Genomic DNA, 12724 nt, shown 5'->3' with positions numbered 1-12724 from the left:
GACCCGCCCCGACCCCGCCGCCCACCCCACGCGGACGCGCCAGGTCCGGCCCGCCGCTCCCCGCACGGCAGTGTCCGAATTCCGCCAGTCACTCCCCACCCCGGTAGCGCAGACTGGACAGCGTGATCGACGACGACATCCGGTACCGGGCTGTGGACAGCCGTGACGCCCGCTTCGACGGGGTCTTCTTCACAGCCGTCACCTCCACCGGCATCTACTGCCGCCCGAGCTGCCCCGCCGTGACCCCCAAGCGCGCTAACTGCCGCTTCTACCCAAGTGCCGCCGCCGCCCAGGGCGCGGGCTTCCGGGCCTGCCGCCGCTGCCGCCCCGACTCGGTGCCCGGCTCCCCGGAGTGGAACCACCGGGCCGACCTGGTCGGCCGCGCGATGCGGCTGATCGGCGACGGCGTGGTGGACCGCGAGGGCGTCGCCGGCCTGGCCGGCCGACTCGGCTACAGCGCCCGGCAGTTGCAGCGCCAGCTCACCGCCGAGCTCGGCGCCGGCCCGATCGCGCTGGCCCGCGCCCGTCGCGCCCAGACCGCCCGGCTGCTCCTCCAGACCACCGAACTGCCCGTCACCGACGTGGCGTTCGCCGCCGGCTTCGCCTCCGTCCGCCAGTTCAACGACACCGTCCGCGAGGTCTACGACCGCACCCCGAGCGGCCTGCGCGCCGAGGTCGCCGCCGGCCGTCGCATCGCGACCCCGGCCGGCGGCCTGACCCTGCGCCTGGCCTACCGGGGCGCGCTCGACAGCGAGCACCTGATCGACTTCCTCGCCCTGCGCGCCGTCCCCGGCGTCGAGGAGGTGGTCCCCGGCGCGCGCCCGGGCGTCCGCACCTACCGCCGCACCCTGGCGCTCCCGTACGGCCACGGCATCGCCGAGGTGGACGGCCTGCCGCCGGACGAGCCGCGCACCCGGGGCTGGCTGGACTGCCGCCTGCTGCTGGCCGACCTGCGCGACCTGCCGACCGCCGTCCAGCGCCTGCGCGTGCTGTTCGACCTGGACGCCGACCCGGGCGCGGTCGACGAGCAGCTGGGCGCCGACCCGGTGCTCGGCCCGCTGGTGCGGGAGCGCCCCGGCCTGCGCTCGCCCGGGCACGTCGACCCGCACGAGCTGGCCGTGCGCGCCGTCCTCGGCCAGCAGGTGACCGTGGCCGCCGCCCGTACCCTGGCGGGCCGGCTGGCCGAGAAGTACGGCACCGCGCTGCCCGAGCCGAGCGGCGGCCTGCGGCTGCTGTTCCCGACCGCGGCCGCCCTGGCGGTCGCGGACCCCGAGGATTTCGCGATGCCGGCGGCCCGCCGGCGCGCGCTCACCGGCCTGTGCGCCGCCCTGGCCGAGGGCGTCGTCCGCCTGGACGGCGGCGTGGACCGGGCGGAGGCGGCCGCCGCCCTGCTCGCCCTGCCCGGCATCGGCCCGTGGACGGTCGGCTACCTGCGGATGCGGGCCCTGGCCGACCCGGACGTCTTCCTGCCGAGCGACATCGGCGTGAAGCACGGCCTGACCCGGCTCGGCGCGCCGGGCGACCCGAAGTCCGCGGCCCGCGCGGCCGAGGCCTGGGCCCCGTGGCGTTCCTACGCCGTCCACCGGCTGTGGGCCGGCCCCGCGACGACGAACACCAGCACCCGATCGGAGACCGAAGCAGCATGAGCACCACCGTCTACACCACCATGGAGAGCCCCTTCGGCCGCCTGCTGCTGAGCGGCGTGCTGCCGGCGGGCGGCAGCACGGCCGCGCTGGCGACGGTGACCGCGCCGGGTCAGAAGTACGCGCGGGCCGAGCCCGCCGACGACTGGGTGCTGGACCCGGAGGCGCTGGCCGAGCCGGTGGCCCAGCTGGCCGCCTACTTCGCGGGCGAGCGCACCTCCTTCGACCTGCCGCTCGCGCCGGAGGGCACGGACTTCCGGCGCCGGATCTGGGCGGCCCTGGACGAGATCCCGTACGGCACCACCGTGACCTACGGCGGGCTGGCGGAGCTGGCCGGCGAGCCGCCGCGGATGGTGCGGGCGGTCGGCGGCGCGGTGGGCGCCAACCCGTTGCTGATCGTGCGCCCCTGTCATCGCGTGCTGGGCGCCAACGGCGCGCTCACCGGCTTCGCCGCGGGCGTGGACCGCAAGCGCTGGCTGCTGGAGCTGGAGGGCGGCACCTACGGCACCGACGCCACCGGCGGGACCGGCGGCGCCGGCGGCACCCGCCCCACACTGTTCTGATCAGTCCCGCCCCGCCGAATCGGACGGGAGCGCCCGCAGGTCGACCCGCCAGTCGTGGCTGCGCATGTACCGCCCGGGCGGGAACTCGAAGTCGGTCTCGCCGACCAGCGTGAACCCGGCCTTCGCGCACACCGCGTTGGAGGCGGGGTTGTCCACCGAGGGGAAGGCGTGCAGGTGGCGGTGGGCGGCCTCGCGCCGGGCGGCCGCGACGGCGGCCCGGGTGGCGGCCACCGCGATGCCCCGCCCCTGGAAGCCGGGCAGGACGTTCCACCCCATCTCGTGGACGGTCGCGCCCTGCCACGACCGGGTGCCGTAGCCGACCGTGCCGACCGCCTCGCCGCCGGGCAGCACGATCCGGTACATGCAGCCGAGGCCGGACGGCACGAAGTCGAGGTAGCGCCGGTGCCGGAGGAGCAGCTGCTCCTCGGTCTCCGGCCCGCCGACGTGCTTCTTCATCTCCGGTGTGTTGACCCGGCGCAGCAGCGCGAGGTCGGCGTCCGTCCAGGGCTCGATGGTCACGTCCGGGGTGGTCATGGCGGGACGGTAGTGCCCGGGTGGCCGTGTCGACCAGCGGTTTTATCCGGCGGAGGGCCCCGGCTCGGCGGTGCTCCCGGGTTGGGCGAGGGCGCGGGCGAGGCGGTCCAGCGCGGGCAGGGCCCGGACGACGGCGGAGCGCTCGGCGGGGTCGAGGGTGTCGAGGGCGGTGGCGATGCGCTGCTCGTGGGCGTGCTGCCAGTCGTCGAGCTGGCGCCGGCCGGCGGGGGTGAGGGCGATCCGGGCGGTGCGCCGGTCGCCGGGGTCGGCCTGGCGGTCGACGAAGCCGGCGTCGAGGAGTTTGCCGACGAGTCCGCTGACGGTGTTGGGGGCGAGTCGCTGCCGGGCGGCGAGTTCGCCGACCCGCAGGGGCGCGGCGGCGAGTGTCTGCAGGAGTTCGACCTGCGCCATCGGCAGGGATTCCCACGGGTAGTCGGTGCGGATGCTGCTGCGCAGGGCACGGCGCAGCCGGGTGACGGTGTCGGTCAGCCGCCGGGCGTGTTCGACCGCCGGGTCGGGGTCTTCGGCGACGGGGCCGGGAAGTTGTGGTGACGACGGCATGGCGGACAGCGTATCCCCTGGTACGGGGCCTGCCCGGGCCGGTGTCCGCTCCTCGGACGGGCCGTGGACGTCCGTGGACGGTGCGTGGACGGGGGAGCGGCCGGGGGGTGGGGCGGTTCGTATCGGAGGGCGATCAGATCGTAGAAAGAACATATCTGCATCCGATATATTCGTGGCATGAACGCCACCGCCCTCGCCGCGCGCCTGCTCGCCGAGCGGCCCCGGCCGCGCGGCGTGTCCGGCTGGCGCCACGCCCACTGGCTGGCCGTCGGCACGGTCTGCCTCGGCGCCTTCCTCGGCCAGCTCGACGCCAGCGTGGTCGCCCTGGTCTACCCCGCCCTCGGGCGTCACTTCGACGCGGGCTTCGCCGCCGTCGAGTGGGTCTCCCTCGCCTACCTGCTCGTCCTGGTCGCCCTGCTGGCCCCGATCGGCTGGCTGTCCGACCTGGTCGGCCGCAAGACGATGTACATCGGCGGCTTCGCCGTCTTCGGCCTGTCCTCGCTGGGCGCCGGGTTCGCGGGCGGCCTGGGGATCCTGGTCGCCTGCCGGGCCGTCCAGGCGGTCGGCGCCGCGATGATGCAGGCGAACAGCGTCGCCCTGGTCGCGCGCGGCGTCCCGGGGCACGCGATGCGGCGCGCGCTCGGCATCCAGGCCGCCGCCCAGGGCCTCGGGCTGGCGCTCGGGCCGAGCCTCGGCGGCCTGCTGGTGGAGCACGCCGACTGGCGGTGGGTGTTCTGGGTGAACGTGCCGATCGCGGTGTTCGGGATCCTGGCCGGCCGGTACCTGCTGCCGCGCACCCGGGACTGCCGGGCGCCCGCCGTCCCGAAACCGCGCGCGCCCGGGGCCCGTACGCCCGGGGCGCGCATGCCCGGGGCCCGTACGGGCCGCGCCCGCAGGCCCGCGCCGCGGGAGGCCCGCTTCGACCTGCCGGGCATGCTGCTGCTCACCGGCTCCACCACCGCGCTGCTGCTCGCCCTGTCCGCCGCCTCCGGCCTGCCGCTGCCCGGTTGGGCCGTCGCCGTCCTGCTGCCGGCCGCCGGCGTGCTGGCGCTCGCGCTGGTGCGCCAGGAGCGGCGGGCGGCCCGGCCGATCCTGGCGCCCGGCCTGGTCAACACCCCGGGGGTGCGGTCCGGGCTGGTGGTCGCGCTGATCGGCTACCTGCTGCTGTTCTGCCCGCTGGTGATCGGCCCGGTGCTGCTCACCGGCGCGGGTGCGCCGGTGGGCCGGGCCGGTCTGCTGGTGACCGTGCTGCCCGCGGCCTTCGCCGTCGCCGCGACGGTCGGCGGCGCGCTGCTGCCGCGCGGCTGGTCGGAGGTGGCCCGCTGCCGGGCCGGGGCGCTGCTCGCCGGCCTGGGGCTGCTCCTGTTCGCCCTGCTCCCGCTGTCCGGTCCGGGCCCGGCCGTGGCGGCCCCGCTGCTGCTCGCCGGCTACGGGCTGGGCCTGCTGCTGCCCGCCAACAACGCGCTGGTGATGCGGGCGATCCCGGCGGAGTGCTCGGCGGTGGGCGGCGGCATGGTGAACATGGCGCGCAGCCTCGGCACCGCGCTCGGTACCGCGCTGCCCGTCCTCGGCGTCCACCTGGCGGGCGCCGAGTCCGGTGGGCGGACGGTGCTGCTCGTCCTCGCCGGGGTCGCGGTGGCCGCGGTCCCGCTGACCCGGCAGGCGGCGGTCCGGCGGTGACGCCCACCGCCCGTGCGGTGAGGCCCACCGCCCGTGCGGTGACGCCCGTGCGGTGAGGCCGCGCCGGGAGTAGCCCCGCGACGGTCAGGCGGTGACGTTCAGGGCGTCCTGGGCCCGGTTCAGGCCGAGCCGCACCAGCGTCTCCAGGGAGTCCGCGCAGCGGTCCAACACCCCCGGCATGGCGGCGAGTTCGTCCTCCGTGAACTTCTTCAGCACGTAGTCGCCGACGCTCTGCCCCTTCGGCGGGCGCCCGATGCCGAAGCGCAGCCGGACGAAGTCCCGGGTGCCGAGCACGTCGCCCACCGAGCGCGCCCCGTTGTGCCCGCCGGGCCCGCCGCCGCGCTTCAGCTTGGCGGCGCCGTAGGCGAAGTCCAGGTCGTCCTGGACGACCACCAGGTGCTCGACCGGGACGCCGTAGCGGCGCAGCAGCGCGGCGACCGGCCGGCCGGACAGGTTGATGGACCACCACAGCGGCTTGGCGAGCAGCACCTCGCGGCCGTCGACCTCGATCTCCGCGACCTTGGCGGCGAGTCCGCGCCGGCGGAACCGCGCGCCGTGCCGCTCGGCGAGCCGGTCGACGGCCAGGAAGCCGGCGTTGTGCCGGGTCAGCCGGAACCAGGGGCCGGGGTTGCCGAGGCCGGCGATCAGCCAGGGGGCGTCGGGGGTCATGCGGGGGTTCTCCAGGGGGTGGGACGGCGGCCGGCCGGGGCGCCGTGCGGACGGTGCGGGACCGTCGCGGCGCCCCGGCCGGCCGGGGGTCGTCGGGTGTGTCAGGAGGCGGGCACGCCGGGGGCGGCGCCGCGTTCCTTGAGCATGTCGGTCATCAGTGCCATCTCCGAGGTCTGGGCGGTCACCATCGACTGGGCGAGTCGCTTCTCGGAGTCGTTCTTCGCCGCGTCCACGTAGCCCTGGGCCATCGCGACGCCGCCCTTGTGGTGCTCGATCATCAGCTGCAGGTAGAACACCTCGGCGTCCCGCCCGCTGAGCGAACGGAGCTTCGCCAGCTGGGTGTTGGTGGCCATACCGGGCATCAGCGAGCCGTCGTGGGGCTGGTAGTCGTGCTCCATCCCCATCCACGCCATGGGTTTGGCGCTCGTGTGCTGCGACAGCCCCCACTGGTCGAGCCAGCCCATCATCATCCCGCGCTGGTTGGCCTGGGTGTTGATGATGTCGAAGGCGAGGGTGCGGGTCGGCTCGTCGGTGGTGCGGTCCCGGACGATGAACGACAGGTCCACCGCCTGCTGGTGGTGGGTCGCCATGTCCCGGGCGAACCCGGCTTCGGGGGAGTCGTCGGCGGGGACGGCCAGCGAGGAGGAGCCGGAGGCGGAGGTGCCGCTCGCGACCAGGGCGGGCACGCCGAGGGCGAGCGCCACGGCGGCGGCCAGCGCGGCCGGCCACCACAGCCGCCGGCGCGGCCGCCCCGCGCCGGGGCCGGGGCCCTCGCCCTGGTCCTCGCGGACGTCGTCGGAGGCCTCGGGGGAGGAGTCGGCGGCGGTCACATCTGCCCCATCGAGCAGGAGGCGCCGGGCTCCTGGGTCTGCTTGCCCTGGACGTACTTGGTGAAGAACTCGTTCACCCGGGGGTCGCTGGCGCTGTCGACGATCAGCTGGGTGCTCCAGGCGTTCAGGGTGATGGTGCCCGGCTCGTCCGGGTAGGGGCTCATCAGCGAGTACGGGGTGGCCTTGACCTTGTCGGAGAGGGTCTTGAGGTCGTCCGGGGTGGCCTTGCCGTTGTAGGTCACCCAGACCGCGCCGTGTTCCAGGGAGTGGACGGCGCGCTCGTTCTCGACCGGCGCGTCGTAGACGTGGCCCATGCAGTCCAGCCAGACGGCGTTGTGGTCGCCGCCGACCGGCGGGGTCATCGGGTAGGTGACCTTCTCCTTGACGTGGTTGCGGCTCAGGTCGCCGAAGGTCTTCACGCCCGGGATGTCCGCGTTGGCGGCGGCCTCGCGGTCGTGCTTCTTCTGGTTCTGGTCCATCACGATCCAGGTGCCGGTGGCGATCGCGCCGACCACCAGCACGCCGGCCGCCACCGAGGCGATGATCTTGTTGCGGCGTTCGCGGCGCTGCTCGACGGCGCGCAGCTCGGCGATCCGGGCGCGGCGGTCGAGGCCGTCCTGCTTGCCGCCGGACTTGTTGGACTGCTTGGAGGCGGAACCCATGAGTGGTCGTCCTTGTCTCCGCCGGGCACCGGGGCGCGGCGGGTCTGCTGAGGTGGGGGGCAAGGCGAGCGAGTCCGCCGGCGGGCGCCGGCGGGGTGGGTTCCGGTCAGGAGCGCTGCACTTGGAGCACGTGCAGATCGGGCGCGGGGCACGGGCCGTCCCGCAGCCCGGCCGGCACCAGGCGCGGCGGGGCCTTCGGCAGGACCGGCACGGTCGAGAGGGCGGGCTGCGGCTGCGGCGGCGGGTTCGGCAGCTGGGCGTCCTGCGTGCAGTACGGGTGGCTGGAGCAGCCGTTGTGCTGCGGCGGCTCACCGTCGGCGGTGCACAGGATCCAGTGCCCCTGGGTCCCGGCGTACTGCTGGCGCTCGGTCGCGGCGGGGTCGCCGGAGCCCGGGCCGGGCAGGGTCGGGTGCGCGTCGTGTCCGGTGGCCGTGACGATGGTGACGGCGGCGGCCGGCGGCGGCGTGACGGCGGGGGCACCGAGGGCCCGCGCCTGACCCGCGCAGGGCAGCAGGGTCAGCAGGACGACCAGGAGCAGCACCCACGGCGCACCTGCGGGACGGCCCGCCGGTGCGGCCCACCCCGGTCGGGGGGAGCTGGGGGCCGACGCGGTCATGCGGACATTTAATCAGCCGAACGGGTGAATGGATGCCCCTCCTGGGCCCTTGATTTCCGCCGCCCCGAGGCCGTAACGGACCGGAAACGGCCTGCTCCGGGTACATCCGGCAAACGCGGACGGAACGGGCCGGACGCGTCCGTGGAGCCACCGGTGGACGGGCGGAGAACCGGCTGGTCGGGGCGATGGCCGGGATGCTCCACTCGGTGACCGGTTGTCGCCGAAACCCGGACACGGTCGTTGCGCTTGGAGACAATGACGTCGAGCCCGGCCCCTGCCGGGGGCGGCGTGATCACGGACGGACGACCAGGAGCCGCCAGATGAGCAAGCAGGGTGCCCCCGCACAGCCGCACCGGCCGGACGACGGCTGGTGGGACGCGGTCTACGAAGGCCCGGCGGGCACCCTCCCCGACACCCCCGACGCCGACTCGGGCGGCGGCAGCGTCGACGAGTGGTTCGACACGGCGGTCGGGCTCATCGGGCGGCAGCGCACGGGGGAACCGGCGGCGGAGGCGGCCGTCGAGCCGGAGCCCGAGCCGGCCGTCGAGCCGGAGCCTGCGCCTGAGCCCGGGGCGGTGGCGCAGCCGGCGGCGCAGGGGGACAGCATCGACGACTGGTTCGAGACCGCGCTCGGCGTGATCGGGCAGCCGCGCGACCCGGCGGACACCCATCGGTTCCCCGCGCCCTCCTTCGCCGAACCGGAGTCCGAGCCCGCGCCCGAGCCCGTACCGGAGCCGGAGCCGGAGCTGGAGCCGGCGCCGGAGCCCGCCGCCGCAGCGGAACCGGAGCCCGAGCCGGCCCCCGCCCCGGTCTCCCTGGAGAAGCCCGAACCGGAGCCGGAGCCCGAGCCGGTCGCCGAGGCGGATCCCGCCCCCGAGCCCGCACCCCCCGTCCCCTCCGCCCCCGTCCCCGACCCGCGCCAGGCCCTCGCCCGCTCCCCGCTCCCGGCCGAGGCGCCCGCCGTCCCCCATGTCGGCGAGCGCCCCCCGACGTACGGGCCCGAGCCGACCGCCGTCCCGGAGGCCGACCCGGACGTGCTCGGCCTGCTCGCCCCGGACACCGCGCTGGAGGGCGCCCAGTACGGCCCGACCGTGCTGCGCGCCGTCTCCGTCCGGGGCGACTCCGCCCGCTTCCGGGGCGAGCCGCGCCGCGACACCCTGCTGGTGACCAGGTTCGGCGACGGCCCGGACGGCCTGCTGCTCGCCGTCCTCGGCAGCCTGGGCCGGACGGGCGCCGCCGACGAGCGGCCGCTCGACCCGGCGGCCGTCGCCACGGCCACCGGCGAAGCCTGCCGCCAGCTCGCCGCCGCGATCGGCCGCAGCCGTGCGGGGCTCGCCGCCGACCTGCGCGACGGCGCCCGGGACCGGCTCCGCTACGGCCTCCAGCGCCTGGCCACCGGCGCCGTCGCCCCGCTGCGCGCGCTGGCGCCGGAGTCGGAGCCGGAGTCGCAGTCGGCGGGGGAGGGCGCGCCGTCCCCGGCCTCGCTGCACTGCCTGATGGTGTCGCTGGATCCGGAGGCCGGCTACCGGGCGGCCTTCGGGGTCGGCCCGGGCGGGCTGTACCTGCTGCGCTCCGGCCACTGGATCGACGCGTACGCGGCCCGGCTGCTCCACCACCCGGACGGCCAGCCGCCGGTGCCGGAGGCCCCCGTCCCGGACCCGCGCCCGTTCCGGTTCCGGCTGGTGCCCGCGACGCCCGGCGACATCCTGCTGTTGTGCAGCCCGGGTCTGGCCCGTCCGATCGCCGACGAGCCGGCCGTCGCCCACTTCCTGTCCTCCCACTGGGCGCACCCGCACCCGCCGGGCACGGTGGACTTCCTGCGCCAGGTCCAGGTCCGCGCGAAGGGCTACGCGGACGACCGCACGGCGGCCGCCGTCTGGACCGAGTGACGGGCCGCCGAGGCCTGCTGGGGCCGAACGGCCGTTCCTGCCAACGGAGTTCGTGGTGATCGCCGGCCGGGCCGTGCGGAGCGTGGAGGAGCGGCCCGATGGGGCGGCGGCCAGGTGGTCGTCCTCCGGGTCGGTGGCGGCAGGCGGCAGGTCCGGCCCTGGCCTGCCGAGGCCGAACGGCCGGTCCTGCCAACGGAGTGATCGCCGGCCGGGCCGCAGCGGATCGCGGGCGACCGGGCCCGCTGCGGCGGCGGGCCGGTGGCCGCCATCCGGGCCGAGTGACGGGCGGCCCCACCCCCTGCCCACCTCTCTGCACAGGAAGTCGGCCCGCCCGACTTCCTGCGCCGCCGCCCGGGCCGCCCCCCGCCCGCAGCGCCGGCGCAGCCCACCGGCCCTCCCCCCGCCCTCAGGCGCGCAGCAGGGCGGTGGCGGCGGAGGTGGCCTGGGTGAGGGCGCCGGCCCGGTGGGCGTCGGGCAGGCCGATGGCGACGGGGACGGCGAGGCCGTCGAGCAGGGCGCGCAGTTGGACGGCCCGGTCGGCGGCCGGGCCGGGGGCGAACTGTCCGGCGGCGGTGCCCTCGTCGATGAGGGCGACCAGGTCGGCCTGCCAGGGGGCCTCGATGTCCTGCTGTCCCTGCCGGATCTCGGCGCTGGCGGGGGAGCGGCCCCACACCTCGACCCACAGGATCCAGCGCGGGTCGCCGGGGCCTTCGGGCAGGTAGAGGCGCAGGTAGTCGTCGAGCCGGGACCAGGGGTCGCGGGTGCGGTCGGCGAGGGCTTCGCGGCGGCGGGTGCCGAGCTGGTCCTCGCTCCAGCGCAGGGTTTCCAGCAGCAGCTGGTCCTTGCTGCCGAAGTAGTAGAGCAGGTGACCGGCGCTCATCTGGAGCTGTTTGCCGAGGCCGGCCATGGTGAGTCGGGCGAGTCCGTGTTCGGCGATCGCGGCCCGGGCGGCGGCGAGGACCTCCTCGCGGGGGCGCGCGGGCCGGCGCGGGCGGGGGTCCGCCATCTCTCGTGCTCTCCCTCGGTGGTGCGGTGCCCGGGGGCGTGTCGGACGGGCCCGAGCAGGCTACCCGGGCGGGAGCGGGTGGCTCCCGCCCGGGGCGGGCGGGTCAGAGCGCCTTGGGCTGCTGCTGGGTGATGCAGTGGATGCCGCCGCCGTTGGCGAAGATCTCGCGGGCGTCGACGAGTTCGACGGTGCGGCCGGGGTAGGCCTCGGCGAGGAGGTCGGCGGCCTCCTGGTCGCGCGGGTCGTCGAAGGCGCACAGCACGACGGCGCCGTTGGCGACGTAGTGGTTGATGTAGGAGTAGTCGACGGGCTCGCCGTCCTCGTCCAGCAGGACGGTGGGGGCGGGCAGTTCGATGACTTCGAGCTGCCGGCCCCGCGCGTCGGTGGAGGCGCGCAGGATGGCGACGAGTTCCTGGCAGACGGCGTGGTCGGGGTGGGCCGGGTCGGGCTGGACGTGGGCGACGACGGTGCCGGGGCGGACGAAGGAGGCGACGATGTCGATGTGGCCGCGGGTGCCGAACTCGTCGTAGTCGCGGGTGAGTCCGCGCGGCAGCCAGATCGCCTTGGTGGTGCCGAGGAAGGCGTGCAGCTCGGCCTCGACCTCCTCCTTGGTCCAGCCGGCGTTGCGGCCCTCGCCGAGCTGGACGGTCTCGGTGACGAGCACCGTGCCCTCGCCGTCGACGTGGATGCCGCCGCCCTCGTTGATGAGCCGGGAGGCGAAGCGCCGTGCGCCGGTCAGTTCGCCGATGTGCTCGGCGATGTGCTGGTCGTGGTCCCAGCGGGCCCAGGACTGGGCGCCCCAGCCGTTGAAGATCCAGTCGGCGGCGGCGACGGCGCCCTTGCCGTCGATCAGGAAGGACGGGCCGATGTCGCGCATCCAGGCGTCGTCGAGGGGCCGTTCGACGATCTCGACCTGCGCGGAGACGTACGTGCGGGCCTGCTCGGTCTCGCCGGTGTTGACGATCAGGGTGACCGGCTCGTACCGGACGATGGTGTCGGCGACGGCGGCCCAGGCCTGGCGGGCGGCGTGCAGCTGCTCGGGGCTCTCGAAGGTGGGGTTGGCGGTGGGGAAGGCCATCCAGGTGCGCTCGTGCGGGTGCCATTCGGCGGGCATCCGGAAGCCGAGGGCGGCGGGGGTGGGGGCGGTCATCGTCGAGTCCTAGGGGGTCAGAGGAAGTAGAGGCGGCTGAGCGAGACGCTGTCGGCGGGTTCGGAGCGCAGCGGTGAGCCGTCGAGGGAGACCAGCCCGGTCTCGGTGACGTCGACCCGGCCGACGCGGGCGTTGCGGACCATGTCGCGCGGCCCGATGCCGCGGGTGCCGCGGACGCCGACGCGGCGGCGGCGGGTGGGCAGGCCGTCGGCGGGGCGGTCGAGGTAGGCGCCGTCGGCGGCGGCCTGGGCGACGAAGGCGACCGACAGGTCGGCGGCGGTCGCGCCGTGGGCGCCGAACTGCGGTCCGAGGACGAGGGGTTCGCAGCGGTCGGTGGAGGCGTTGGGGTCGCCGACGACGCCGTAGGCGGGGAAGCCGGCCTTGAGGACGAGTTGCGGCTTGGCGCCGAAGTGGTCGGGGCGCCAGAGCACGATGTCGGCGAGCTTGCCGATCTCGATCGAGCCGACTTCGTGGGCGAGGCCGTGGGCGATGGCCGGGTTGATCGTCAGTTTGGCGATGTAGCGCAGCACCCGCTCGTTGTCGTCGCCGCTCGCGGTGGTCCCGTAGGAGCCGGTGCCGTCGAGCGGGCCGAGTTCGGCCTTCATCTTGCCGGCCATGGCGAAGGTGCGGCGGACGGTCTCGCCGGCGCGGCCCATGCCCTGGGCGTCGGAGGAGGTGATGCCGATGACGCCGAGGTCGTGCAGGACGTCCTCGGCGCCCATGGTGCCGGCCCGGATGCGGTCGCGGGCCATGGCGGCGTCGCCGGGCAGGTCGGTCTTGAGGTCGTGCGCGGAGACGATCATGTCGAAGTGTTCGCCGAGCGCGTCCCGGCCGAACGGCAGGGTGGGGTTGGTGGAGGAGCCGATGACGTTCGGCACGCCCGCCATCTTGAGGACGTTGGGGACGTGGCCGCCGCCGCAG

General features: G+C 75.8%; 13 protein-coding genes. 4 read left to right on the top strand and 9 right to left on the bottom strand.

Annotated elements, in window-relative coordinates; genetic code table 11:
* Positions 1-122: 122 nt before the first annotated feature.
* Positions 123-1646 (top strand): DNA-3-methyladenine glycosylase 2 family protein, encoded by a 1524-nt coding sequence (locus VM95_RS35835; protein ID WP_045705099.1) that lies wholly within the window; start codon positions 123-125, stop codon positions 1644-1646.
* On the top strand, positions 1643-2206 hold the full coding sequence (locus tag VM95_RS35830; protein ID WP_063773616.1) for a methylated-DNA--[protein]-cysteine S-methyltransferase: 564 nt from the start codon (positions 1643-1645) through the stop codon (positions 2204-2206). The genes VM95_RS35835 and VM95_RS35830 overlap by 4 nt, the downstream gene beginning before the upstream one ends.
* On the opposite strand, the gene VM95_RS35825 is transcribed toward VM95_RS35830, so the two are convergent.
* Together VM95_RS35825 and VM95_RS35820 are read right to left on the bottom strand one after the other, a co-directional pair.
* Entirely contained in the window at positions 2207-2740 is a 534-nt protein-coding gene (locus VM95_RS35825; RefSeq protein WP_045705097.1) for a GNAT family N-acetyltransferase, read from the bottom strand.
* A 42-nt stretch (positions 2741-2782) separates the two neighbouring features.
* Positions 2783-3301, bottom strand: coding sequence for a MarR family winged helix-turn-helix transcriptional regulator (locus tag VM95_RS35820; RefSeq protein WP_045705096.1), 519 nt, complete (start codon positions 3299-3301; stop codon positions 2783-2785).
* 177 nt (positions 3302-3478) lie between these two features.
* Here VM95_RS35820 and VM95_RS35815 point away from each other — a divergent pair, with 177 nt between their 5' ends.
* Positions 3479-4981: an MFS transporter gene (locus tag VM95_RS35815; RefSeq protein ID WP_045705094.1), complete on the top strand. Its 1503-nt coding sequence runs from the start codon at positions 3479-3481 to the stop codon at positions 4979-4981.
* Between the two features lie 84 nt (positions 4982-5065).
* Here VM95_RS35815 and pth read toward each other — a convergent pair whose 3' ends face one another.
* From pth to VM95_RS35795, 4 genes are all read right to left on the bottom strand, one after another.
* Complete coding sequence (gene pth, locus VM95_RS35810) at positions 5066-5650, bottom strand: aminoacyl-tRNA hydrolase (protein ID WP_045705092.1); 585 nt, start codon at positions 5648-5650, stop codon at positions 5066-5068.
* A gap of 101 nt (positions 5651-5751) precedes the next feature.
* Positions 5752-6384, bottom strand: a complete 633-nt coding sequence (locus VM95_RS35805) for a DUF305 domain-containing protein (protein WP_045705103.1) — start codon at positions 6382-6384, stop codon at positions 5752-5754.
* A gap of 92 nt (positions 6385-6476) precedes the next feature.
* On the bottom strand, positions 6477-7142 hold the full coding sequence (locus tag VM95_RS35800) for a DUF3105 domain-containing protein (RefSeq protein WP_045705089.1): 666 nt from the start codon (positions 7140-7142) through the stop codon (positions 6477-6479).
* Positions 7143-7248: 106 nt separating this feature from the next.
* On the bottom strand, positions 7249-7683 hold the full coding sequence (locus VM95_RS35795; protein ID WP_045705086.1) for a hypothetical protein: 435 nt from the start codon (positions 7681-7683) through the stop codon (positions 7249-7251).
* Between the two features lie 395 nt (positions 7684-8078).
* Here VM95_RS35795 and VM95_RS35790 point away from each other — a divergent pair, with 395 nt between their 5' ends.
* On the top strand, positions 8079-9647 hold the full coding sequence (locus VM95_RS35790; protein WP_052707786.1) for a PP2C family serine/threonine-protein phosphatase: 1569 nt from the start codon (positions 8079-8081) through the stop codon (positions 9645-9647).
* A 406-nt stretch (positions 9648-10053) separates the two neighbouring features.
* Here VM95_RS35790 and VM95_RS35785 read toward each other — a convergent pair whose 3' ends face one another.
* From VM95_RS35785 to VM95_RS35775, 3 genes are all read right to left on the bottom strand, one after another.
* Positions 10054-10653 (bottom strand): TetR family transcriptional regulator C-terminal domain-containing protein, encoded by a 600-nt coding sequence (locus VM95_RS35785; RefSeq protein WP_045705084.1) that lies wholly within the window; start codon positions 10651-10653, stop codon positions 10054-10056.
* A gap of 103 nt (positions 10654-10756) precedes the next feature.
* Positions 10757-11803, bottom strand: coding sequence for an agmatine deiminase family protein (locus VM95_RS35780; protein ID WP_045705082.1), 1047 nt, complete (start codon positions 11801-11803; stop codon positions 10757-10759).
* A gap of 17 nt (positions 11804-11820) precedes the next feature.
* A partial coding sequence (locus tag VM95_RS35775) for an urease subunit alpha (protein WP_045705080.1) occupies positions 11821-12724 on the bottom strand: 904 nt, incomplete at its 5' end.

Origin of the sequence: Streptomyces rubellomurinus, from assembly GCF_000961885.1 — a bacterium.
GTDB classification, from domain to species: Bacteria; Actinomycetota; Actinomycetes; order Streptomycetales; family Streptomycetaceae; genus Kitasatospora; species Kitasatospora rubellomurina.
Note: the sequence above shows the minus strand (reverse complement) of the source record. Positions and strands in the feature narration are given on the sequence as shown.